The organism is Escherichia sp. MOD1-EC6098, assembly GCF_002965865.1.
GTDB classification, from domain to species: domain Bacteria; phylum Pseudomonadota; class Gammaproteobacteria; order Enterobacterales; family Enterobacteriaceae; genus Escherichia; species Escherichia marmotae.
In genome coordinates, this window is record NZ_PTSN01000014.1 from 22,453 (window position 1) to 44,755 (window position 22,303).

General features: G+C 49.8%; 22 protein-coding genes, 1 pseudogene and 1 other annotated feature. Of the genes and pseudogenes, 16 read left to right on the forward strand and 7 right to left on the reverse strand.

The features are described from left to right. Positions 1-95: 95 nt before the first annotated feature. The gene (gene pfkB / locus C0K55_RS15110) at positions 96-1,025 is read right to left on the reverse strand and encodes a 6-phosphofructokinase II (RefSeq protein WP_061090887.1); all 930 of its coding nucleotides are present in this window, start codon (positions 1,023-1,025) and stop codon (positions 96-98) included. Positions 1,026-1,311: 286 nt separating this feature from the next. On the opposite strand from pfkB, the gene C0K55_RS15115 reads away from it, so the two are divergent. Beyond that, the gene (locus C0K55_RS15115) at positions 1,312-2,070 is read left to right on the forward strand and encodes a DUF481 domain-containing protein (RefSeq protein WP_016261976.1); all 759 of its coding nucleotides are present in this window, start codon (positions 1,312-1,314) and stop codon (positions 2,068-2,070) included. 62 nt (positions 2,071-2,132) lie between these two features. Here the strand turns inward: C0K55_RS15115 and yniD are convergent, their stop codons facing one another. Then, a complete protein-coding gene (yniD, locus tag C0K55_RS15120) occupies positions 2,133-2,240 on the reverse strand; it encodes a small membrane protein YniD (protein ID WP_001142445.1) in 108 nt (35 codons plus the stop codon). A 301-nt stretch (positions 2,241-2,541) separates the two neighbouring features. Here yniD and thrS point away from each other — a divergent pair, with 301 nt between their 5' ends. From thrS to selO, 14 genes are all read left to right on the forward strand, one after another. Continuing rightward, the gene (thrS, locus tag C0K55_RS15125) at positions 2,542-4,470 is read left to right on the forward strand and encodes a threonine--tRNA ligase (RefSeq protein ID WP_001144185.1); all 1,929 of its coding nucleotides are present in this window, start codon (positions 2,542-2,544) and stop codon (positions 4,468-4,470) included. Between the two features lie 3 nt (positions 4,471-4,473). Further along, complete coding sequence (infC, locus tag C0K55_RS15130; RefSeq protein ID WP_001700733.1) at positions 4,474-5,016, forward strand: translation initiation factor IF-3; 543 nt, start codon at positions 4,474-4,476, stop codon at positions 5,014-5,016. A gap of 92 nt (positions 5,017-5,108) precedes the next feature. Then, positions 5,109-5,306 carry a 50S ribosomal protein L35 gene (gene rpmI / locus C0K55_RS15135; protein ID WP_001124225.1) on the forward strand — a complete coding sequence of 66 codons (198 nt, stop codon included), beginning with the start codon at positions 5,109-5,111 and terminating at the stop codon, positions 5,304-5,306. 51 nt (positions 5,307-5,357) lie between these two features. After that, a complete protein-coding gene (gene rplT, locus C0K55_RS15140; RefSeq protein WP_000124850.1) occupies positions 5,358-5,714 on the forward strand; it encodes a 50S ribosomal protein L20 in 357 nt (118 codons plus the stop codon). A 116-nt stretch (positions 5,715-5,830) separates the two neighbouring features. Then, positions 5,831-5,955: a sequence feature (Phe leader region), on the forward strand. Continuing rightward, a complete protein-coding gene (gene pheM / locus C0K55_RS26115; RefSeq protein ID WP_001386830.1) occupies positions 5,837-5,881 on the forward strand; it encodes a pheST operon leader peptide PheM in 45 nt (14 codons plus the stop codon). (Overlaps the previous feature by 45 nt.) 217 nt (positions 5,956-6,172) lie before the next feature. After that, positions 6,173-7,156, forward strand: coding sequence for a phenylalanine--tRNA ligase subunit alpha (gene pheS / locus C0K55_RS15150; protein ID WP_000018588.1), 984 nt, complete (start codon positions 6,173-6,175; stop codon positions 7,154-7,156). Between the two features lie 14 nt (positions 7,157-7,170). Beyond that, positions 7,171-9,558, forward strand: coding sequence for a phenylalanine--tRNA ligase subunit beta (gene pheT, locus C0K55_RS15155; RefSeq protein ID WP_105266093.1), 2,388 nt, complete (start codon positions 7,171-7,173; stop codon positions 9,556-9,558). A gap of 4 nt (positions 9,559-9,562) precedes the next feature. Then, entirely contained in the window at positions 9,563-9,862 is a 300-nt protein-coding gene (gene ihfA, locus C0K55_RS15160; RefSeq protein WP_001229265.1) for an integration host factor subunit alpha, read from the forward strand. Positions 9,863-9,962: 100 nt separating this feature from the next. Next, positions 9,963-10,943 carry a vitamin B12 ABC transporter permease BtuC gene (gene btuC / locus C0K55_RS15165; protein WP_000956546.1) on the forward strand — a complete coding sequence of 327 codons (981 nt, stop codon included), beginning with the start codon at positions 9,963-9,965 and terminating at the stop codon, positions 10,941-10,943. Between the two features lie 61 nt (positions 10,944-11,004). Beyond that, positions 11,005-11,556, forward strand: coding sequence for a bifunctional thioredoxin/glutathione peroxidase (gene btuE / locus C0K55_RS15170; protein ID WP_001154204.1), 552 nt, complete (start codon positions 11,005-11,007; stop codon positions 11,554-11,556). After that, complete coding sequence (gene btuD, locus C0K55_RS15175; RefSeq protein WP_000029478.1) at positions 11,556-12,305, forward strand: vitamin B12 ABC transporter ATP-binding protein BtuD; 750 nt, start codon at positions 11,556-11,558, stop codon at positions 12,303-12,305. The genes btuE and btuD overlap by 1 nt, the downstream gene beginning before the upstream one ends. Before the next feature lie 77 nt (positions 12,306-12,382). After that, positions 12,383-12,847 (forward strand): C40 family peptidase, encoded by a 465-nt coding sequence (locus tag C0K55_RS15180; protein ID WP_001209789.1) that lies wholly within the window; start codon positions 12,383-12,385, stop codon positions 12,845-12,847. Positions 12,848-13,090: 243 nt separating this feature from the next. Beyond that, positions 13,091-13,804, forward strand: coding sequence for an EAL domain-containing protein (locus C0K55_RS15185; RefSeq protein WP_000866247.1), 714 nt, complete (start codon positions 13,091-13,093; stop codon positions 13,802-13,804). Between the two features lie 62 nt (positions 13,805-13,866). Next, on the forward strand, positions 13,867-15,303 hold the full coding sequence (gene selO / locus C0K55_RS15190; protein WP_001516312.1) for a protein adenylyltransferase SelO: 1,437 nt from the start codon (positions 13,867-13,869) through the stop codon (positions 15,301-15,303). A gap of 3 nt (positions 15,304-15,306) precedes the next feature. Here selO and hemP read toward each other — a convergent pair whose 3' ends face one another. The 3 genes from hemP to ppsR all read right to left on the reverse strand — a co-directional run bounded on the left by hemP (position 15,307) and on the right by ppsR (position 17,666). Beyond that, positions 15,307-15,498 carry a hemin uptake protein HemP gene (hemP, locus tag C0K55_RS15195; protein ID WP_001516313.1) on the reverse strand — a complete coding sequence of 64 codons (192 nt, stop codon included), beginning with the start codon at positions 15,496-15,498 and terminating at the stop codon, positions 15,307-15,309. 131 nt (positions 15,499-15,629) lie between these two features. Next, complete coding sequence (gene aroH / locus C0K55_RS15200; RefSeq protein ID WP_105266092.1) at positions 15,630-16,676, reverse strand: 3-deoxy-7-phosphoheptulonate synthase AroH; 1,047 nt, start codon at positions 16,674-16,676, stop codon at positions 15,630-15,632. A gap of 156 nt (positions 16,677-16,832) precedes the next feature. Further along, positions 16,833-17,666: a posphoenolpyruvate synthetase regulatory kinase/phosphorylase PpsR gene (ppsR, locus tag C0K55_RS15205; protein ID WP_000368060.1), complete on the reverse strand. Its 834-nt coding sequence runs from the start codon at positions 17,664-17,666 to the stop codon at positions 16,833-16,835. 332 nt (positions 17,667-17,998) lie between these two features. Here ppsR and ppsA point away from each other — a divergent pair, with 332 nt between their 5' ends. Continuing rightward, positions 17,999-20,377, forward strand: a complete 2,379-nt coding sequence (gene ppsA / locus C0K55_RS15210) for a phosphoenolpyruvate synthase (protein WP_000069391.1) — start codon at positions 17,999-18,001, stop codon at positions 20,375-20,377. A gap of 142 nt (positions 20,378-20,519) precedes the next feature. Here ppsA and C0K55_RS15215 read toward each other — a convergent pair. Further along, positions 20,520-21,338 (reverse strand): annotated as a pseudogene (locus C0K55_RS15215) (CoA-transferase); the annotation flags it as partial. Between the two features lie 183 nt (positions 21,339-21,521). Continuing rightward, positions 21,522-22,280: a type I 3-dehydroquinate dehydratase gene (aroD, locus tag C0K55_RS15220; protein ID WP_105266091.1), complete on the reverse strand. Its 759-nt coding sequence runs from the start codon at positions 22,278-22,280 to the stop codon at positions 21,522-21,524. Positions 22,281-22,303 lie beyond the last annotated feature (23 nt).

Here is a 22,303-nt window from a genome sequence, read left to right on the forward strand (position 1 = left end):
ACCTCTTTGTTATCACGTGATTTTTTAGCATAGTCGGAGAAACGCGTTGCCGACAGGTTTGTGGTGATTCCCCCAATGTTGGGGGAATATCTCTATTAGTGGGAAAGGTAAGCGTAAATTTTTTGCGTATCGTCATGGGAGCACAGGCGAGTTCCTTGATTGAGCGTGGCGGCACTACCTGCGGCTACGCCAAAACGAACCATTTCTTCAAGAGGGGCATTTTCCGCCAGCTTCAGCGTCATCGCGCCGACCATGCTGTCACCTGCACCGACGGTACTCTGGCTTTTCACCGGTGGCGGCACTACCTGAATGCAGTTTTCGCTGTCCACTCCCAACGCCCCTTGCGGGCCAAGAGAAACAACAACCCGTTTGGCCTTACCACTATTTACGATTTCCTGCGCGGCTTTGCGCACATCATCTGGCTGGGTGAGTTCGCGATTGACCAGTGCGCTGAGCTCTTTCTGGTTAGGTTTCACCAGTTCGATATTGCCAATGGCCAGTGCCGCGCTTAGTGCATCGCCGGAACTGTCGACAATGCAACGAATCCCTTGTTTTTGTGCAGCGGAGATAAGTTGAGTTAATTTTTCCAGCTTCACACCTGGGGGCAGACTGCCGCTTATGACCAGGATAGCCCCTGATTCAATTTCCAGAACCTGTTCTTCAAGTTGACGAAATTCATCTTCACTTAACGCCGCGCCAGGCATGACAAATCGGTACTGCTCACCCGTAGATTCTACATGTACGTGCAGATTCTGGCGGGTCCAGTCTTTTGCTTCGACAGTGGCGACCGGGACATTTTCATCAGCCAGCAGTGAAACCAGATGTTCGCCGGTTGCGCCGCCAGCCGGGAAGATTGCCGTGGCGCTACCCCCAAGGTGAGCAATGGCGCGGGCGACGTTAATACCGCCGCCACCAGGCTCAAACACCGGGGCGGTACAGCGCAGTTTTCCTTCGGGATAAATTTGCGGGGTAATTGTTGCGCTATCGAGAGAAGGCGCAAGTGTCAACGTATAGATACGTACCATCATTTCCTCCTATAGGCTGATTTCAGTCTGGCACTGAATCAGTGGAAAGTGAAGAAATTAACAATATGATTTATTGGATATTTATATAAAATTAATCGGGTAAAGATATATAAATAAATATCTGTTTTCGCAATGTGCTTATTCAAAAAATGAAATAAGAAGTCATTGCTAAGTTTTTCACTCCTTTTTATAATTTTTTACCTTTCCAGGGACGCTACTCTTTGATCCTCAAGAAAGTTTCCGGGACCGCGATGGTCTCTTTTTTTGTTGTACGGACTTTTAATAAATGAAGCTTTTGAAGACAGTTCCTGCCATCGTTATGTTGGCGGGGGGTATGTTTGCGTCTCTGAATGCAACTGCCGATGATTCCGTTTTTACTGTCATGGACGACCCTGCCAGCGCCAAAAAACCTTTCGAAGGTAATCTGAATGCAGGTTACCTTGCACAATCAGGTAACACGAAAAGTTCTTCACTAACGGCTGATACCACTATGACCTGGTATGGGTATACTACTGCCTGGTCGCTGTGGGGGAACGCCAGCAATACGTCTTCTAATGATGAACGTTCTTCGGAAAAATATGCGGTGGGCGGGCGTAGCCGTTTTAATTTAACTGACTATGACTATTTATTTGGTCAGGCTAGTTGGCTGACAGACCGTTATAACGGTTATCGCGAACGCGATGTGCTGACTGCGGGTTATGGTCGCCAGTTTTTGAATGGTCCGGTACACAGTTTCCGCTTTGAATTCGGTCCTGGCGTGCGTTACGACAAATATACCGACAATGCCAGTGAAACTCAGCCGCTGGGTTATGCTTCCGGGGCTTATGCGTGGCAGTTGACCGACAACGCTAAATTTACCCAAGGTGTTTCCGTCTTTGGCGCGGAAGACACGACGTTAAACTCGGAAAGTGCGCTGAATGTTGCCATCAATGAGCATTTCGGTCTTAAAGTGGCTTACAACGTCACGTGGAACTCTGAACCGCCTGAATCGGCCCCAGAACATACTGACCGCCGAACAACGTTATCGCTGGGATATAAAATGTAACTATTACTGCCGGACTGCGACGTGCGGTCTGGCTTTTACGTTAGCGGATAGAGTCTTACCATTCAGCCCCAAATCATTGCTGCCCAACGCAGTAACAGCATCGCGCCACAGATAGCCAGTAGTACCACCACCATCTTCCAGTGTTTTTTGTCAAAACGTTTTGTCGGCATGCGATTTTCCTGCGTATTTCGAGTAGTCGATAATCGAGTGTAACAAAATGGGCAGGTGTTGCCTGTGTTGATTTATATCATATCGATCATGGTGATTGTCGCTTTGCCCGACAACAAATACCGTGTAAACTGCCAGGCGGTATTATCAGAAAGTGGGTGTAGGTCTGGCATCACCAACCGGTATGCTGTGACATATTTCGCAGAGTGAAGCGGGAATCAACCCAAACCTTTTTGGTAAATTTCATATGAATCTTTGTATGTGATCTTTCGTGTGGGTCACCACTGCAAATAAGGATATAACATGCCTGTTATTACTCTTCCTGATGGCAGCCAACGCCATTACGACCACGCTGTAAGCCCCATGGATGTTGCGCTGGACATTGGTCCAGGTCTGGCGAAAGCCTGTATCGCAGGGCGCGTTAATGGCGAACTGGTAGATGCGTGCGATTTGATTGAAAACGACGCTAAACTGGCGATCATTACCGCTAAAGACGAAGAAGGTCTGGAGATCATTCGTCACTCCTGCGCGCACCTGTTAGGGCACGCAATTAAACAACTTTGGCCGCATACCAAAATGGCAATCGGCCCGGTTATTGACAACGGTTTCTATTATGACGTTGATCTTGACCGCACGTTAACCCAGGAAGATGTCGAAGCACTCGAGAAGCGGATGCATGAGCTTGCTGAGAAAAACTACGACGTCATTAAGAAGAAAGTTAGCTGGCACGAAGCGCGTGAAACGTTTGTTAAACGCGGCGAGAGCTATAAAGTCTCCATCCTGGACGAAAATATTGCCCATGATGACCTGCCGGGTCTCTATTTTCATGAAGAATATGTCGATATGTGCCGCGGTCCGCACGTACCGAACATGCGTTTCTGCCATCACTTCAAACTGATGAAAACGGCAGGGGCTTACTGGCGCGGCGATAGCAACAACAAAATGTTGCAGCGTATTTACGGTACTGCGTGGGCAGACAAAAAAGCCCTCAACGCTTACCTGCAGCGCCTGGAAGAAGCCGCGAAACGCGACCACCGTAAAATCGGTAAGCAGCTTGACCTGTACCATATGCAGGAAGAAGCGCCGGGTATGGTGTTCTGGCACAACGACGGCTGGACAATCTTCCGTGAACTGGAAGTGTTCGTACGTTCTAAACTGAAAGAGTACCAGTATCAGGAAGTAAAAGGTCCGTTCATGATGGACCGCGTCCTGTGGGAAAAAACCGGACACTGGGAAAACTACAAAGATGCGATGTTCACCACGTCTTCAGAGAACCGTGAATACTGCATTAAGCCGATGAACTGCCCGGGTCACGTACAAATTTTCAACCAGGGGCTGAAGTCGTATCGCGATCTGCCGCTGCGTATGGCCGAGTTCGGTAGCTGCCACCGTAACGAGCCGTCAGGTTCTCTGCATGGACTGATGCGTGTACGTGGTTTCACCCAGGATGACGCGCATATCTTCTGTACTGAAGAACAAATTCGCGATGAAGTTAACGGATGTATCCGTTTAGTCTATGATATGTACAGCACTTTTGGCTTCGAGAAAATCGTGGTCAAACTTTCCACTCGTCCTGAAAAACGTATTGGCAGCGACGAAATGTGGGATCGTGCTGAGGCGGACCTGGCAGTTGCGCTGGAAGAAAACAACATCCCGTTTGAATATCAACTGGGTGAAGGCGCTTTCTACGGTCCGAAAATTGAATTTACCCTGTATGACTGCCTCGATCGTGCATGGCAGTGCGGTACGGTACAGTTGGACTTCTCCTTGCCGTCTCGTCTGAGCGCCTCCTATGTGGGCGAAGACAACGAGCGTAAGGTTCCGGTAATGATTCACCGCGCAATTCTGGGGTCTATGGAACGTTTCATCGGTATCCTGACCGAAGAGTTCGCTGGTTTCTTCCCGACCTGGCTTGCGCCGGTTCAGGTTGTTATCATGAACATTACTGATTCGCAGTCTGAATACGTTAACGAATTGACGCAAAAACTATCAAATGCGGGCATTCGTGTTAAAGCAGACTTGAGAAATGAGAAGATTGGCTTTAAAATCCGCGAGCACACTTTGCGTCGCGTCCCGTATATGTTGGTCTGTGGTGATAAAGAGGTGGAATCTGGCAAAGTTGCCGTTCGCACCCGCCGTGGTAAAGACCTGGGAAGCATGGACGTAAATGAAGTGATCGAGAAGCTGCAACAAGAGATTCGCAGCCGCAGTCTTAAACAATTGGAGGAATAAGGTATTAAAGGCGGAAAACGAGTTCAAACGGCGCGCCCTAACCGTATTAATGGCGAAATTCGCGCCCAGGAAGTTCGCTTAACAGGTCTGGAAGGCGAGCAGCTTGGTATTGTGAGTCTGAGAGAAGCTCTGGAGAAAGCTGAAGAAGCCGGAGTAGACTTAGTCGAGATCAGCCCTAACGCCGAGCCGCCGGTTTGTCGTATCATGGATTACGGCAAATTCCTCTATGAAAAGAGCAAGTCTTCTAAGGAACAGAAGAAAAAGCAAAAAGTTATCCAGGTTAAGGAAATTAAATTCCGTCCTGGTACAGATGAAGGCGACTATCAGGTAAAACTCCGCAGCCTGATTCGCTTTCTGGAAGAGGGTGATAAAGCCAAAATCACACTGCGTTTCCGCGGTCGTGAGATGGCGCACCAGCAAATCGGTATGGAAGTGCTTAATCGCGTGAAAGACGATTTGCAAGAACTGGCAGTGGTCGAATCCTTCCCAACGAAGATCGAAGGCCGCCAGATGATCATGGTGCTCGCTCCTAAGAAGAAACAGTAAGGCCATCAAGTAATCATTCCTGTGGGCCTCGGCTCACAGGGTGATTCGTCTTTGTTTCTGTTTATCAACAATGCGAAGTGGAAGTTATTAAAATGCCAAAAATTAAGACCGTACGCGGTGCTGCTAAGCGCTTCAAAAAAACCGGTAAAGGTGGTTTTAAGCACAAGCACGCTAACCTGCGTCACATTCTGACCAAAAAAGCGACCAAACGTAAACGTCACCTGCGTCCGAAAGCCATGGTTTCTAAAGGCGATCTGGGCCTGGTAATCGCGTGCCTGCCGTACGCATAAGCCGTTAACGTTTTTTAACTTTTTAATTAGAATAGATACAGGAGAGCACATATGGCTCGCGTAAAACGTGGTGTTATTGCACGCGCACGTCACAAGAAAATTTTGAAACAAGCTAAAGGCTACTACGGTGCGCGTTCTCGCGTATACCGCGTTGCCTTCCAGGCTGTTATCAAGGCTGGTCAGTATGCTTACCGTGACCGTCGTCAACGTAAGCGTCAGTTCCGTCAACTGTGGATTGCGCGTATCAACGCAGCAGCACGTCAGAACGGTATTTCTTACAGCAAATTCATCAATGGCCTGAAAAAAGCCTCTGTTGAAATCGACCGTAAGATCCTGGCTGACATCGCAGTATTCGACAAAGTAGCGTTCACCGCTCTGGTTGAAAAAGCGAAAGCAGCTCTGGCATAAGCCAGTTGAAAGAGGGAGCTTGTCTCCCTCTTTTCGTTTCAACACTATCAGAACATTGACTTTTATCGTCGTAGCCTTTTCAATAAAGGTCTTTTGAAAAGTTCCAAAAGGTAACGCAAGCAATGAATGCTGCTATTTTCCGCTTCTTTTTTTACTTTAGCACCTGACTCCAGGAGGCTAGCGCGTGAGAAGAGAAACGGAAAACAGCGCCTGAAAGCCTCCCAGTGGAGGCTTTTTTTGTATGCGCGTTCTGAAAAATAAAAAGCCTGTCTCATCAGGCGTAATAGGCGTAATTGTCGCAGTCAGTTTGGACATGGCCAGCGCGGAGAAACCGGAGCGTACTTAAGTACGTGAGGATTTCGAGCACTGTCCGGGACAAAATGGCAAGTAAAATAGCCTGATGGGATAGGCTCTAAGTCCAACGAACCAGTGTCACCACCGACACAATGAGGAAAACCATGTCACATCTCGCAGAACTGGTTGCCAGTGCGAAGGCGGCCATTAGCCAGGCGTCAGATGTTGCCGCGTTAGACAATGTGCGCGTCGAATATTTGGGTAAAAAAGGGCACTTGACCCTTCAGATGACGACCCTGCGTGAGCTGCCGCCAGAAGAGCGTCCGGCAGCCGGTGCGGTTATCAACGAAGCAAAAGAGCAGGTGCAGCAGGCGCTGAATGCGCGTAAAGCCGAGCTGGAAAGCGCGGCGTTGAATGCGCGTCTGGCAGCAGAAACTATTGATGTCTCCTTGCCGGGGCGTCGTATTGAAAACGGCGGTCTGCATCCGGTGACCCGTACTATCGACCGTATCGAAAGTTTCTTCGGTGAGCTTGGCTTTACCGTGGCTACCGGGCCGGAAATCGAAGACGATTATCATAACTTTGATGCTCTGAACATTCCAGGTCACCACCCGGCGCGCGCTGACCACGACACTTTCTGGTTTGATGCTACTCGCCTGCTGCGTACCCAGACGTCTGGCGTACAGATCCGCACCATGAAAGCCCAGCAGCCACCGATTCGTATCATCGCACCTGGCCGTGTTTATCGTAACGACTACGACCAGACTCACACACCGATGTTCCATCAGATGGAAGGCCTGATTGTTGACACCAACATCAGCTTTACCAACCTGAAAGGCACACTGCACGACTTCCTGCGTAACTTCTTTGAAGAAGATTTGCAGATCCGCTTCCGTCCTTCCTACTTCCCGTTCACCGAACCGTCTGCAGAAGTGGACGTTATGGGTAAAAACGGCAAATGGTTGGAAGTGCTGGGTTGCGGCATGGTGCATCCAAATGTGCTGCGTAACGTCGGTATCGACCCGGAAGTTTACTCCGGTTTTGCCTTTGGGATGGGGATGGAGCGCCTGACTATGTTGCGTTACGGCGTCACCGACCTGCGTTCATTCTTCGAAAACGATCTGCGTTTCCTCAAACAGTTTAAATAAGGCAGGAATAGATTATGAAATTCAGTGAACTGTGGTTACGCGAATGGGTGAACCCAGCGATTGATAGCGATGCGCTGGCGAATCAAATCACTATGGCGGGTCTGGAAGTTGACGGTGTAGAACCGGTTGCCGGTAGCTTCCATGGCGTGGTTGTTGGTGAAGTAGTTGAGTGCGCACAGCATCCAAACGCTGACAAACTGCGAGTGACGAAAGTCAACGTTGGTGGTGATCGCCTGCTGGATATTGTCTGTGGCGCACCAAACTGCCGTCAGGGCCTGCGTGTGGCGGTAGCGACCATTGGTGCTGTTCTGCCGGGTGATTTTAAAATTAAAGCGGCGAAACTGCGTGGCGAACCGTCTGAAGGGATGCTGTGCTCTTTCTCCGAGCTGGGCATTTCTGACGATCATAACGGCATTATTGAACTGCCAGCGGATGCGCCGATTGGTACTGACATTCGTGAATACCTGAAACTCGATGATAACACTATCGAAATCAGCGTTACGCCAAACCGTGCCGACTGTTTAGGCATCATTGGTGTTGCGCGCGACGTTGCTGTGCTGAACCAGTTGCCGCTGGTTGAACCGGAAATCATTCCGGTTGGTGCAACCATTGACGATACGTTGCCGATTGCAGTAGAAGCGCCTGAAGCCTGCCCACGTTATCTTGGTCGCGTCGTAAAAGGCATTAACGTTAAAGCCCCAACTCCGCTGTGGATGAAAGAAAAACTGCGTCGCTGCGGCATTCGTTCTATCGATGCGGTCGTTGACGTGACCAACTACGTGCTCCTTGAACTGGGTCAACCGATGCACGCTTTCGATAAAGATCGCATTGAAGGCGGTATTGTGGTGCGGATGGCGAAAGAGGGTGAAACGCTGGTGTTGCTCGATGGCACTGAAGCGAAGCTGAATGCTGACACTCTGGTTATTGCTGACCACAACAAGGCACTGGCAATGGGTGGCATCTTCGGCGGCGAACATTCTGGCGTAAATGAAGAAACGCAAAACGTTTTGCTGGAATGCGCTTTCTTCAGCCCGCTGTCTATCACCGGTCGTGCTCGTCGTCATGGCCTGCATACCGATGCGTCTCACCGTTACGAGCGTGGTGTTGATCCGGCACTGCAGCATAAAGCAATGGAACGTGCGACTCGTCTGCTGATTGACATTTGCGGCGGTGAAGCAGGTCCGGTTATCGATATCACCAACGAAGCAACGCTGCCGAAGCGTGCGACTATCACTTTACGTCGCAGCAAACTGGATCGCCTGATCGGCCATCATATTGCCGATGAGCAGGTTACCGACATTCTGCGTCGCCTCGGCTGCAAAGTGACCGAAGGTAAGGACGAGTGGCAGGCAGTTGCGCCGAGCTGGCGTTTCGACATGGAGATTGAAGAGGATCTGGTCGAAGAAGTCGCTCGTGTTTATGGCTACAACAACATTCCGGACGAGCCGGTGCAGGCGAGCCTGATTATGGGCACTCACCGCGAAGCTGACCTGTCGCTCAAGCGTGTGAAAACGCTTCTCAACGACAAAGGCTATCAGGAAGTGATCACCTACAGCTTCGTGGATCCGAAAGTTCAGCAGATGATCCACCCGGGTGCAGAAGCGTTACTGCTGCCAAGTCCGATCTCGGTTGAAATGTCAGCAATGCGCCTTTCTTTGTGGACTGGCCTGCTGGCAACGGTAGTGTACAACCAGAACCGTCAGCAAAACCGTGTGCGTATTTTCGAAAGTGGCCTGCGTTTTGTTCCGGACACCCAGGCACCATTGGGCATTCGTCAGGATCTGATGTTAGCTGGTGTTATTTGCGGTAACCGTTATGAAGAGCACTGGAACCTGGCAAAAGAGACCGTTGATTTCTATGATTTGAAAGGTGATCTGGAATCCGTTCTCGACCTGACTGGTAAACTGAATGAGGTTGAGTTCCGTGCAGAAGCGAATCCGGCGCTGCATCCTGGACAATCCGCAGCGATTTATCTGAAAGGTGAACGCATTGGTTTTGTTGGGGTTGTTCATCCTGAACTGGAACGTAAACTGGATCTCAACGGTCGCACTCTGGTGTTCGAACTGGAGTGGGGCAAGCTCGCAGACCGCGTGGTGCCTCAAGCGCGCGAGATTTCTCGCTTCCCGGCGAACCGTCGCGACATCGCGGTTGTGGTCGCAGAAAACGTTCCCGCTGCGGATATTTTATCCGAATGTAAGAAAGTTGGCGTAAATCAGGTAGTTGGCGTAAACTTATTTGACGTGTACCGCGGTAAGGGTGTTGCGGAGGGGTATAAGAGCCTCGCCATAAGCCTGATCCTGCAAGATACCAGCCGTACACTCGAAGAAGAGGAGATTGCCGCTACCGTCGCCAAATGTGTAGAGGCATTAAAAGAGCGATTCCAGGCATCATTGAGGGATTGAACCTATGGCGCTTACAAAAGCTGAAATGTCAGAATATCTGTTTGATAAGCTTGGGCTTAGCAAGCGGGATGCCAAAGAACTGGTTGAACTGTTTTTCGAAGAGATCCGTCGCGCTCTGGAAAACGGCGAGCAGGTAAAACTCTCTGGCTTTGGTAACTTCGATCTGCGTGATAAGAATCAACGTCCGGGACGTAACCCGAAAACGGGCGAAGATATTCCCATTACAGCACGGCGCGTGGTGACCTTCAGACCAGGGCAGAAGTTAAAAAGCCGGGTCGAAAACGCTTCGCCCAAAGACGAGTAATCTGATCTAACTAAAAAGGCCGCTCTGCGGCCTTTTTTCTTTTCACTCCCGCAGAGTCACCGTAAAATCAACAGCATTATTCTGAAGCTGAACGGATATCATGCTGACACTTGCCCGCCAACAACAGCGACAAAATGTACGCTGGTTATTTACCTTGTCAGCATTAATGCTGCTGGCGCTTCTTTTAAGCCTTTGTGCTGGTGAACAATGGATCTCGCCAGATGACTGGTTTACCCCCCGAGGCGAGCTTTTTATCTGGCAAATACGTCTTCCGCGCACGCTGGCTGTGCTATTGGTTGGAGCGGCGCTGGCATTGTCCGGTGCAGTGATGCAGGCGTTATTTGAAAACCCATTGGCAGAACCCGGGCTACTCGGCGTCTCTAACGGTGCAGGTGTGGGGCTTATTGCTGCTGTATTGCTGGGGCAAGGGCAATTACCTGAGTGGGCGCTGGGACTTTGTGCTATTGCTGGTGCGCTCATTATCACTTTAATTCTCTTACGTTTTGCTCGTCGTCATCTTTCGACCAGCCGATTATTGCTGGCGGGGGTTGCATTAGGGATTATCTGTAGTGCATTAATGACGTGGGCCATCTACTTTTCCACTTCTGTTGATTTACGGCAGTTGATGTATTGGATGATGGGCGGCTTTGGCGGCGTTGAGTGGCGGCAAAGTTGGTTGATGCTGGCGTTGATTCCCGTGCTGCTGTGGGTCTGCTGCCAGTCCAGACCGATGAATATGTTAGCGCTTGGTGAGATCCCGGCGCGACAGTTAGGTTTGCCTCTGTGGTTCTGGCGCAATGTGCTGGTGGCCGCGACCGGCTGGATGGTCGGCGTCAGTGTGGCGCTTGCTGGTGCTATCGGATTTATTGGGTTGGTGATCCCGCATATTCTGCGGCTGTGCGGGTTAACCGATCATCGTGTATTGCTTCCCGGCTGTGCGTTGGCGGGAGCTACCGCATTGCTTCTCGCTGATATTGTCGCTCGCCTGGCGCTGGTTTCCGCCGAGTTGCCCATTGGTGTGGTCACCGCAACCCTGGGAGCGCCGGTGTTTATCTGGTTATTGTTAAAAGCAGGGCGTTAGCCGCAAAAGACGGTCTATGATTAAAAGCTAAGATTTTTACTGACCTCATCCAGGAGACACGATGCAAGATTCCATACTGACCACCGTAGTGAAGACGATTGACGGTGAAGTGACCACGCTGGAGAAATATGCCGGTAATGTGCTACTGATTGTCAATGTCGCCTCAAAGTGTGGCTTAACGCCGCAATATGAACAGTTAGAGAACATTCAGAAAGCTTGGGCCGATCGTGGTTTTATAGTATTGGGATTTCCGTGCAACCAGTTTCTTGAGCAAGAGCCGGGCAGCGATGAAGAAATTAAAACTTACTGTACAACGACCTGGGGTGTGACGTTCCCGATGTTCAGTAAGGTTGAAGTTAATGGCGAAGGTCGTCATCCGCTGTACCAAAAATTGATTGCCGCAGCGCCGACCGCCGTTGCGCCGGAAGAAAGCGGATTCTATACGCGCCTGGCCAGTAAGGGGCGGGCACCACTGTATCCTGATGATATTTTATGGAATTTTGAAAAATTCTTAGTGGGCAGGGATGGTAAGGTTATCCAGCGTTTTTCCCCGGATATGACGCCGGAAGATCCTATTGTGATGGAAAGCATTAAACTGGCGTTGGCGAAATAATGTCTATTGTGATGCAGTTACAGGATGTTGCGGAATCAACCCGCCTGGGGCCGCTTTCTGGCGAAGTCCGGGCAGGGGAGATCCTGCATCTGGTGGGGCCGAACGGCGCAGGCAAGAGTACGTTGCTGGCGCGGATGGCCGGAATGACCAGCGGTATGGGAAACATTCAGTTTGCTGGCCAGCCACTGGAAGCATGGTCCGCGGCGAAGCTCGCGCTGCATCGTGCTTACCTTTCGCAGCAACAAACGCCGCCATTTGCTATGCCGGTATGGCATTACCTGACCATGCATCAGCATGATAAAACGCGTACTGACCTGCTAAATGATGTTGCCGGGGCGCTGGCCCTTGATGACAAGCTCGGACGTAACACTAATCAACTTTCCGGCGGTGAATGGCAACGAGTGCGTCTTGCTGCGGTGGTACTGCAAATCACGCCGCAAGCCAATCCTGATGGTCAATTGCTGCTTCTCGATGAACCCATGAACAGCCTTGATGTTGCCCAGCAAAGTGCGTTAGACAAAATTCTGAGCGCGCTGTGCCAGCAAGGACTGGCGATAGTGATGAGCAGTCACGATCTCAATCACACATTGCGTCACGCGCATCGGGCTTGGTTACTTAAACAAGGGAAACTGTTAGCCAGTGGACGCCGGGATGAAGTTTTGACGCCGCCGAACCTGGCCCAGGCTTACGGGATGAATTTCCGCCGTCTGGACATTGAAGGACACAGAATGCTGATTTCGACTGCCTGATAGCAATAGCATCTTGAAAATCGGGTAATTTCGACGCTAAATTAATGCAAGAATAAAAAACAGAGGATTCGTACGGAATGCGTTTCTGCCTTATTTTAATCACAGCACTGTTTCTGGTTGGGTGTAGCCATCACAAAGCGCCGCCGCCAAATGCCAGACTTTCTGACTCTATTACCGTCATTGCCGGTTTGAACGATCAACTACAAAGCTGGCATGGCACACCTTATCGTTATGGCGGCATGAGTCGTCGTGGGGTGGACTGCTCAGGCTTTGTGGTCGTAACGATGCGCGATCGTTTCGATTTGCAGTTGCCGCGTGAAACAAAGCAGCAGGCCTCTATCGGTACTCAAATTGATAAAGAAGAGTTGCTGCCAGGCGATCTGGTTTTTTTCAAAACTGGCTCCGGGCAAAATGGTTTACATGTGGGTATTTATGATACCAACAACCAATTTATTCATGCTTCTACCAGCAAAGGGGTGATGCGCTCTTCCCTTGATAATGTCTACTGGCAGAAAAATTTCTGGCAAGCAAGACGGATCTAGTATGTCAAAAAGGACGGTGATGATACATCGCCGTCCTTTTACTTCTGAATAAAGTAGTATTTTTCAGACAAAAATTCCGTAAATGGAATATTCGTTTATAATTAGGATAATCTTAAAAGGGACCCCTGAAAAAGTGGTTAACAAGGAAAAAATGAAAGTTATCCGATCTGTATTTTTTATGCCTTATGGTCTCATCTTTTTTAGCCGGAATTGCAAAAACATTCCTGGAGAAGGGTGGTTACCATGAAGGTTCTACTGGAGAATGTTTATCATTCTGATTGCTATTTTCTGCCGATAAGAGATAGTCAGCAAAATCTTGTTGGGATTGAATTAATAACCCATTTCTCCAGTGAAGACGGTACGGTTCGCATCCCGACGACGCGGGTTATGGCGCAACTTTCCGAGGAGCAGCATTGGCAGTTATTTGTCGAGCAGTTGGAATTACTTAAATCATGCCAACATTTTTTTATTCGACACAAACTCTTTGCATGGGTTAATTTGACACCGCAAGTGGCAAGGTTATTATTAATTGATAATAATTACGCAGCCCAACTATTAAAAATTCCCTTTGTTGAATTGCGGATTAATGAAAATTATCCACAGCTTAATGAGGGGAAAGATAATTACAACCTTTTGCACTTATCGCAAATTTTTCCATTGGTATTGGGAAATTTAGGTGCGGGAAACAGTACCATGAAAGCGATATTTGATGGTCTTTTCACCCGAGTTATGTTGGATAAAGGCTTTGTTCAGCAACAAATAGCTAATACATCCTTCGCGCCATTTATTCGTGCTATTCATGCGCAAATATCACCCTGTTGCAACTATATCATTGCGGCGGGTATTGATACCTCAGGAATGTTGGCGAAAATAACGCCGTATGGTTTCCATGCCCTACAAGGAAGCTTATGGCCAGCCGTTCCCGTAAGCAAGGTAACAACTCTGGTTCAGCGATAACCCCTTTGTTTGCTGGTGTTTAAGACGAGGGTTACCGTCTACACTATCAGACAGGAGGATCTATGACCCTGTCTTTTATTACTCGCTGGCGTGATGAATTACCTGCAACTTATACATCACTTTCCCCCACGCCTTTAAATAATGCCCGGCTGATCTGGTATAACGCCGAACTGGCTAATACGCTGGGTATTCCATCGTCGCTGTTTGAAAGTGGCGCGGGCGTCTGGGGAGGAGAAACATTACTACCGGGCATGTCACCACTGGCGCAGGTCTACAGTGGTCATCAGTTTGGCGTCTGGGCGGGCCAGTTGGGTGACGGGCGCGGCATTCTACTTGGTGAGCAACAGCTTGCCGATGGCACCACAATGGACTGGCATTTGAAAGGTGCGGGGCTGACGCCTTATTCGCGAATGGGCGATGGACGGGCGGTATTACGCTCTACGATTCGCGAAAGCCTCGCCAGCGAGGCGATGCATTACCTGGGCATTCCAACGACGCGCGCTTTAAGTATTGTCACCAGCGATACGCCGGTTTATCGGGAAACGGTGGAATCGGGCGCGATGCTGATGCGTGTGGCGCGCAGTCACTTACGATTTGGCCACTTCGAGCACTTTTATTATCGCCGCGAGCCGGAAAAAGTTCGCCAGTTGGCTGATTTTGCCATTCGTCATTACTGGCCGCACCTTCAGGATGATGAGAACAAATACCGTCTCTGGTTTACCGATGTTGTTGCACGTACCGCGTCGTTAATTGCTAACTGGCAGACAGTCGGCTTTGCACATGGCGTGATGAACACTGACAATATGTCAATTCTCGGATTGACGCTCGATTACGGACCGTTTGGTTTTCTTGATGATTACGAACCGGGCTTTATCTGTAATCACTCGGATCATCAAGGGCGTTACAGTTTTGATAATCAACCTGCCGTCGCGTTGTGGAATTTACAGCGTCTGGCACAGACATTATCGCCATTTATTTCTGTGGATGCGTTGAATGAGGCACTGGACAGCTATCAGCAGGTTTTGTTGAGCCAATATGGGCAACGGATGCGCCGAAAACTGGGCTTCATGACGGAGCAAAAAGAGGATAACGTTTTGCTGAGTGAATTATTCAGCCTGATGGCGCGAGAGCGCAGCGATTATACCCGCACATTCCGCATGTTGAGTCTGACCGGGCAGCACAGCGCGGCATCACCACTGCGTGATGAATTTATTGATCGTGCGGCGTTTGATAACTGGTTTGCGCGTTATCGGGCGCGTTTGCAGCAAGATGAAGTCACCGACAGCGAACGTCAGCAACTTATGCAGAGCGTCAATCCGGCGCTGGTGTTGCGTAACTGGCTGGCACAACGGGCCATCGAGGCGGCAGAACAAGGCGATATGACGGAGTTACATCGCCTGCATGAGGCGTTGCGAAATCCTTTCAGCGACAGAGATGATGATTATGTCAGCCGTCCACCGGACTGGGGCAAACGGCTGGAAGTCAGTTGTTCAAGTTAAACGCTACTTGGTCAGCAACAGTTTGCCTGCCTGTGTTTTACGTAGCAGATATTCTTGTCCGTCATGATCAATGATGAGCTTGCCATCCGGACCTAGCAGTGTCTGGCTGGCAATCCGCCGAATGGGCTGTGGAGAAGGAGCCTTCTGATTTGCATCCGTTTTAGGCGTGAGTCTGCTGCTATCCGTATAGCTCATAAAAATTAATAATAATTGATATAACAATGATTCTTATTATCAATATAATATTGCGTCAGGGCAAGTAATAATTCGTTGAGAAGACAACAGGTTGAGCAGAAATGCCCATTCCCGACGGAATGGGCACGCATTCAGAAGCGGGTATCTACCGCAGAGGCGAGTTTTTCGATCAGGTGTTCGGTATCTTCCCAGCCTAAACACGGGTCGGTAATGGATTGGCCATAGGTGAGCGGCTGACCGCTGACAATTTTTTGCGTACCTTCGCGCAGGAAACTTTCCGCCATAATGCCGGCAATCGCCGTAGAGCCATTGCGGATTTGCTGACAAATATCTTCACAGACTTCTAACTGGCGACGATGCTGCTTCTGGCAATTGCCGTGGCTGAAATCCACCACCAGATGTTCTGGTAAATCAAACTCGTGCAATGTATCGCAGGCGGCGGCGATATCATCGGCATGGTAATTCGGTTTTTTGCCGCCACGCATAATAATGTGGCCATACGGGTTGCCGCTGGTCTGGTAAATGGTCATCTGGCCGTTTTTGTCTGGCGAGAGGAACATATGGCTGGCGCGGGCAGCACGGATTGCATCTACGGCAATCCGCGTGTTGCCATCAGTGCCATTTTTAAAACCTACCGGGCAGGAGAGAGCTGAAGCCATTTCACGGTGGATCTGGCTTTCGGTTGTGCGTGCGCCAATCGCCCCCCAGCTAATCAGATCGGCAATAAACTGACCGGTCACCATATCGAGAAACTCAGTGGCAGTGGGCACACCCAGTTCATTCACCTGCAACAGTAACTTGCGCGCCAGTTCGAGGCCGTGATTTACGCGATAGCTGCCGTTTAAATCCGGGTCGGAAATTAATCCTTTCCAGCCGACAACGGTGCGCGGTTTTTCAAAATAAGTGCGCATTACGATTTCCAGCCGTGACTGGTACTGATTACGCAGCGTCTGCAGACGGGTGGCGTACTCCATTGCAGCGGTAAGATCGTGGATCGAACAGGGACCAATAACGACCAACAGTCGCTTGTCTTCACCATTCAATATTTTTTCAATTCTGCGCCGGGAATCAATTACATGGCTGGCAACGCCAGGCGTTACGGGATACCGCAGCGCGAGTTCAGCGGGCGTTACCAGACTCTCGATACGCGCAGTACGGAGTTCGTCAGTTCTGTTCATTACAAGTCTCAGAAATTTGTTGCTTCAACGGCAGGGTTGCCAGGAAGTGATGCGCATCACGATAAACCAATCCCTGCTGATTTCAAGTGCGAGGCAGGCAACACCTCGCGCAATTGACGGCATAGTAACAAAAAAACGAACTTCTATACTAGTTTTCTAGTACATTCTCCGACTAAGTCCCATGATATCAAGGATTTTGGTGGCAATCTCTTCTACCGAATAATTGGTACTGTTGATCCACGGGATCTGATTTTTACGGTACAACGCTTCCACTTCTGCGACTTCCATCCGGCACTGACGCAACGAGGCATAGCGGCTGTTCTCTCTACGTTCTTCGCGAATGGCTGCCAGCCGCTCCGGGTCAATAGTCAGGCCGAACAACTTATGCTGAAGTGGTTTGAGCGACGCAGGCAGGACCAGGTTGTCCATATCATCGGCAATAAAGGGGTAGTTTGCTGCGCGAATGCCAAACTGCATCGCGAGGTAAAGGCTGGTAGGTGTTTTACCACAGCGAGAGACGCCGAGCAGGATCACTTGCGCCTGATCCAGATTGCGCAACGAAATGCCGTCATCATGGGCGAGGGTGTAATCAATCGCCGCAATGCGCGCATCATATTTATTAAGATTATTAGGGTTCAGGCCGTGGGTACGGTGAGCAATTGGTGTCGGGTCCAGCTTCATCTCTTGTTGTAGCGGAGCAACCAGCGCCTGAACAATATCCTGACAAAACCCTTCGCTTTGCAAAATGATGTTGCGAATCTCCGGTAACACAATGGAGTAAAAGACCAGCGGGCGCACGCCCGTCTGCTGGTAAATCGCGTCGATCTGATCTTTCACCGCCCGTGCACGGCTCTCATTTTCGACAAACGGCAGCGTAATGCTGCTGATAGTAACGGGAAATTGCGACATGACTGCGTGACCTAATACCTCCGCAGTAATTGCCGTACCATCAGAAATATAAAAAACGTGGCGATCAACAGCATTATCCATTTTGTTCTTCCCGAGATGCAGACATAATTCTATGAAAGCATAAATTAAAAATGCACAGAAGCGTAGAACGTTATGACTGGTTTATAAAATGAACCTTCAATTTTATTTTTTATGAAAATAGCATTTCATTTTTATGGTTTCGTTTATACCGATGGTTTATGTGGGAATTATCGAAGATAGTGGATTTGCGCAACGCTGGGAGCAGTCTTAAAAAGCAAAAAAATATATTTGCTTGAACGATTCACCGTTTTTTTCATCCGGTTAAATATGCAAAGATAAATGCGCAGAAATGTGTTTCTCAAACCGTTCATTTATCACAAAAGGATTGTTCGATGTCCAACAATGGCTCGTCACCGCTGGTGCTTTGGTATAACCAACTCGGCATGAATGATGTAGACAGGGTTGGGGGCAAAAATGCCTCCCTGGGTGAAATGATTACTAACCTTTCCGGAATGGGTGTTTCCGTTCCGAATGGTTTTGCCACAACCGCCGATGCGTTTAACCAGTTTCTGGATCAAAGCGGCGTAAACCAGCGCATTTATGAACTGCTGGATAAAACGGATATTGACGATGTTACCCAGCTTGCGAAAGCAGGCGCGCAAATCCGCCAGTGGATTATCGACACTCCCTTCCAGCCTGAGCTGGAAAATGCCATCCGCGAAGCCTATGCCCAGCTTTCTGCCGATGACGAAAACGCCTCTTTTGCAGTGCGTTCCTCCGCCACCGCAGAAGACATGCCGGATGCCTCCTTTGCCGGTCAGCAGGAAACTTTCCTTAACGTTCAGGGGTTTGACGCCGTCCTCGTAGCTGTGAAACATGTCTTTGCGTCCCTGTTTAATGATCGCGCTATCTCTTATCGCGTTCACCAGGGGTACGATCACCGTGGCGTGGCGCTCTCCGCCGGTGTTCAGCGGATGGTGCGTTCCGACCTCGCATCCTCTGGCGTGATGTTCTCCATTGATACCGAATCCGGTTTCGACCAGGTGGTGTTTATCACTTCCGCATGGGGCCTCGGTGAAATGGTGGTGCAGGGCGCGGTTAACCCGGATGAATTTTACGTGCATAAACCAACGCTGGCGGCGAATCGTCCGGCTATCGTGCGCCGCACGATGGGGTCGAAAAAAATCCGCATGGTCTACGCGCCGACTCAGGAACATGGCAAACAGGTTAAAATTGAAGATGTGCCACAGGAACAGCGTGACATCTTCTCGCTGACCAACGAAGAAGTGCAGGAACTGGCAAAACAGGCCGTACAAATTGAGAAACACTACGGTCGCCCGATGGACATTGAGTGGGCAAAAGATGGTCACACCGGCAAATTGTTCATTGTGCAGGCGCGTCCAGAAACCGTGCGTTCACGCGGCCAGGTCACGGAACGTTATACCCTGCATTCACAGGGCAAGATTATCGCAGAAGGCCGTGCTATCGGCCATCGCATTGGCGCAGGCCCGGTGAAAGTCATTCATGACATCAGCGAAATGAACCGCATCGAACCAGGTGATGTGCTGGTCACCGACATGACCGACCCGGACTGGGAACCGATCATGAAGAAAGCGTCGGCCATCGTCACTAACCGTGGTGGGCGTACCTGTCACGCGGCGATCATCGCTCGTGAACTGGGTATTCCGGCGGTAGTCGGCTGTGGTGATGCAACCGAACGGATGAAAGACGGTGAGAAGGTTACCGTTTCCTGTGCCGAAGGCGACACCGGTTACGTTTATGCCGAACTGCTGGAATTCAGCGTGAAAAGCTCCAGCGTGGAAACCATGCCGGATCTGCCGCTGAAAGTGATGATGAACGTCGGTAACCCGGATCGTGCGTTTGACTTCGCCTGCCTGCCAAACGAAGGCGTGGGTCTGGCGCGTCTGGAATTTATCATCAACCGCATGATTGGCGTTCACCCGCGCGCACTGCTCGAGTTTGACGACCAGGAACCGCAGTTGCAAAACGAAATCCGCGAGATGATGAAAGGTTTTGATTCTCCGCGTGAATTTTATGTTGGTCGTCTGACCGAAGGGATCGCGACGCTGGGCGCTGCGTTTTATCCGAAGCGCGTCATTGTTCGTCTCTCGGACTTTAAATCTAACGAATACGCCAACCTGGTGGGCGGCGAGCGTTACGAGCCGCATGAAGAGAACCCGATGCTTGGCTTCCGTGGCGCGGGGCGCTACGTTTCCGAAAGTTTCCGCGACTGCTTCGCGCTGGAGTGTGAAGCGGTGAAACGTGTGCGCAACGACATGGGGTTAACCAACGTTGAGATCATGATCCCGTTCGTGCGTACCGTTGAGCAGGCGAAAGCGGTGGTTGAAGAACTGGCGCGTCAGGGGCTGAAACGTGGTGAGAACGGGCTGAAGATCATCATGATGTGTGAAATTCCGTCCAACGCCTTGCTCGCTGAACAGTTCCTCGAATATTTCGATGGTTTTTCTATCGGCTCAAACGATATGACACAGTTGGCGCTCGGTCTGGATCGTGACTCCGGCGTAGTTTCTGAACTGTTCGATGAGCGCAATGACGCCGTGAAAGCACTGTTATCAATGGCGATCCGTGCTGCGAAGAAACAGGGCAAATATGTCGGGATTTGCGGTCAGGGCCCGTCTGACCACGAGGACTTTGCTGCATGGTTGATGGAGGAAGGGATCGATAGCTTGTCCCTGAACCCGGATACCGTGGTGCAAACATGGTTAAGTCTGGCTGAACTGAAAAAGTAAAATAAATACCCGGCGGCGTCCTGTCGCCGGGCTTACGCTATTCCCGCATACGAAACTTATTCCATGATTTCGCAATAACGCTGGGTTAATCGCTGAATAATATCTTTCCTTAACAAAAACTTTTTTATTTACCGGATGGTGTACGTTGGTTAAGGGGCAGGCTAAGTTTGGTGCTGTCATCAAGCGTGAAGTCACCAGAAATAAAGCGATTAACCGGTGCGCCGCCATAAAGCTGAGTTTGATCGGGATCGACAACAACGATATCCACCAGATAGCCCGGAATACGGACAGATTTGGGATGCAGCGTGGCTTTCTTAACCATCTTCTGCACCTGCATCATCACGATACCGCCGTTATTGTGCACCGCCTGGGCAATAACCAATGCGTCGAGATACATCACTTCATCTTCAAAGGTGGTATAGCCTTCGCTGTCGCAGGTGGTGGCGCGAATAAAGGCGATATTCGGCGCAATCGCTTTGTAATAGAGATATTCTTTATTATCAAACTCGACCATTTTAATCAGGTCTTCGTTGGTCACTTCATTAAGTTTTCCGCCTTGTTGGCGAGGGTCGACAAATGTGCCGATACCAATATCGCTAATAATCCCCGGCTGGTGGGCAGCGGTGGCGCGCAATGTTTGGGTGAGCACACCTTGTGGATAGTTATAGGCAACAATTTTATTTTGTTCTGCAAGGTCAGAAATACGCGGCGATTGTCCCCAGTGTCCGCATAATGCCCATTTCACAAGACCTTCTTGCGCCAGCGGACTAATACCGCGATCGCCAAGCCCTGTAGGGCTAATAATTGATAAATTACGCAGTGTCTGGGGCTGCTTATATTTATCAGCAAGAACGGTAATTAATGTGGTGGCCTCCAGAATATCGCCGCCAGCGCCTAATATACAAAGCCTTGCTTCGTCGGGGATATAATTTACTGCTTCCTGTGCCGACAGGATCGGCACTCATCCATTAATACGAGATGGTTTTACAGGTTTCATTATTTTTTTTCCTGATTCAGGTGTGAATTTCCCTGCGTCAGCCAGAAAAATAGCGCGCAGATATTCACGAAATATTTTTATTAAATACTCTTAAAATACTTACTTTTATTTCGGCGGGTAAGGAAGTTCCCGCCGGAGCGTTATTTATTATGCCTGATGCAAAATAGTTAATACTGTGCGTAAATCATTCACCGATATTTGCCCCGGCGCAGAGGCTTTTTTTACTGCGCCAAAGGTTGCCGCCGAACCAAATACTTCACCGGCCAGACGAGAAATTACGCCAGTTTTTGCCATCGACATCGTAATGATTGGACGATCGGCATACTGTTCCTGCATCTCCAGGGTCGCGGCAAGTAATGTCAGCACATCGCTGGTGCTTTGTGGCATCAGTGCAATTTTGGGAATATCGGCGTCGAAGGACTGCATTTTGCGCAGACGGGCGATGATTTCTTTGGCCTCTGGCGTTTTATGGAAATCATGATTGGACATGACAACCTTCACATCATGCGCGTGAGCGTAGGCGACGGTTTCTTTAACCTGATCATCGCCGGTAAATAACTCCAGATCGATTATATCGACCAGACCACTGTCGATGGCTGCGCGATTGAGCGCAATATACGCTTCTGTCGAAAGTGCCTGCTCACCGCCTTCTTTGGCGCTGCGGAAGGTAAACAGCAGTGGTTTTTCCGGCATTATCTCACGGATAGCTTTTGCCGCTGCCATGACCGACTCTACACAGGAGAGGTCGGCAAAGTGATCCACGCGCCATTCCAGAATATCAAAGTCCGCTTCACGATAGATGAGAGCTTCAGATTTCACGCTGGCGATATCTTTCGCCATCAGCGAGACGATGATTTTTGGTGCGCCCGTGCCAATGACGAGATCTTTTACGGTTACGGTTTTCATTTTTTACCCTTTCTGCACGCGGT

What these genes read in the sequence shown, in the direction of transcription:
- pfkB (WP_061090887.1), bottom strand. Translation starts at nt 1,025, where the DNA reads ATGGTACGTATCTATACGTTGACACTTGCGCCTTCTCTCGATAGCGCA.
- C0K55_RS15115 (WP_016261976.1), top strand. Translation starts at nt 1,312, where the DNA reads ATGAAGCTTTTGAAGACAGTTCCTGCCATCGTTATGTTGGCGGGGGGT.
- yniD (WP_001142445.1), bottom strand. Translation starts at nt 2,240, where the DNA reads ATGCCGACAAAACGTTTTGACAAAAAACACTGGAAGATGGTGGTGGTA.
- thrS (WP_001144185.1), top strand. Translation starts at nt 2,542, where the DNA reads ATGCCTGTTATTACTCTTCCTGATGGCAGCCAACGCCATTACGACCAC.
- rpmI (WP_001124225.1), top strand. Translation starts at nt 5,109, where the DNA reads ATGCCAAAAATTAAGACCGTACGCGGTGCTGCTAAGCGCTTCAAAAAA.
- rplT (WP_000124850.1), top strand. Translation starts at nt 5,358, where the DNA reads ATGGCTCGCGTAAAACGTGGTGTTATTGCACGCGCACGTCACAAGAAA.
- pheS (WP_000018588.1), top strand. Translation starts at nt 6,173, where the DNA reads ATGTCACATCTCGCAGAACTGGTTGCCAGTGCGAAGGCGGCCATTAGC.
- pheT (WP_105266093.1), top strand. Translation starts at nt 7,171, where the DNA reads ATGAAATTCAGTGAACTGTGGTTACGCGAATGGGTGAACCCAGCGATT.
- ihfA (WP_001229265.1), top strand. Translation starts at nt 9,563, where the DNA reads ATGGCGCTTACAAAAGCTGAAATGTCAGAATATCTGTTTGATAAGCTT.
- btuC (WP_000956546.1), top strand. Translation starts at nt 9,963, where the DNA reads ATGCTGACACTTGCCCGCCAACAACAGCGACAAAATGTACGCTGGTTA.
- btuE (WP_001154204.1), top strand. Translation starts at nt 11,005, where the DNA reads ATGCAAGATTCCATACTGACCACCGTAGTGAAGACGATTGACGGTGAA.
- btuD (WP_000029478.1), top strand. Translation starts at nt 11,556, where the DNA reads ATGTCTATTGTGATGCAGTTACAGGATGTTGCGGAATCAACCCGCCTG.
- C0K55_RS15180 (WP_001209789.1), top strand. Translation starts at nt 12,383, where the DNA reads ATGCGTTTCTGCCTTATTTTAATCACAGCACTGTTTCTGGTTGGGTGT.
- C0K55_RS15185 (WP_000866247.1), top strand. Translation starts at nt 13,091, where the DNA reads ATGAAGGTTCTACTGGAGAATGTTTATCATTCTGATTGCTATTTTCTG.
- selO (WP_001516312.1), top strand. Translation starts at nt 13,867, where the DNA reads ATGACCCTGTCTTTTATTACTCGCTGGCGTGATGAATTACCTGCAACT.
- hemP (WP_001516313.1), bottom strand. Translation starts at nt 15,498, where the DNA reads ATGAGCTATACGGATAGCAGCAGACTCACGCCTAAAACGGATGCAAAT.
- aroH (WP_105266092.1), bottom strand. Translation starts at nt 16,676, where the DNA reads ATGAACAGAACTGACGAACTCCGTACTGCGCGTATCGAGAGTCTGGTA.
- ppsR (WP_000368060.1), bottom strand. Translation starts at nt 17,666, where the DNA reads ATGGATAATGCTGTTGATCGCCACGTTTTTTATATTTCTGATGGTACG.
- ppsA (WP_000069391.1), top strand. Translation starts at nt 17,999, where the DNA reads ATGTCCAACAATGGCTCGTCACCGCTGGTGCTTTGGTATAACCAACTC.
- aroD (WP_105266091.1), bottom strand. Translation starts at nt 22,280, where the DNA reads ATGAAAACCGTAACCGTAAAAGATCTCGTCATTGGCACGGGCGCACCA.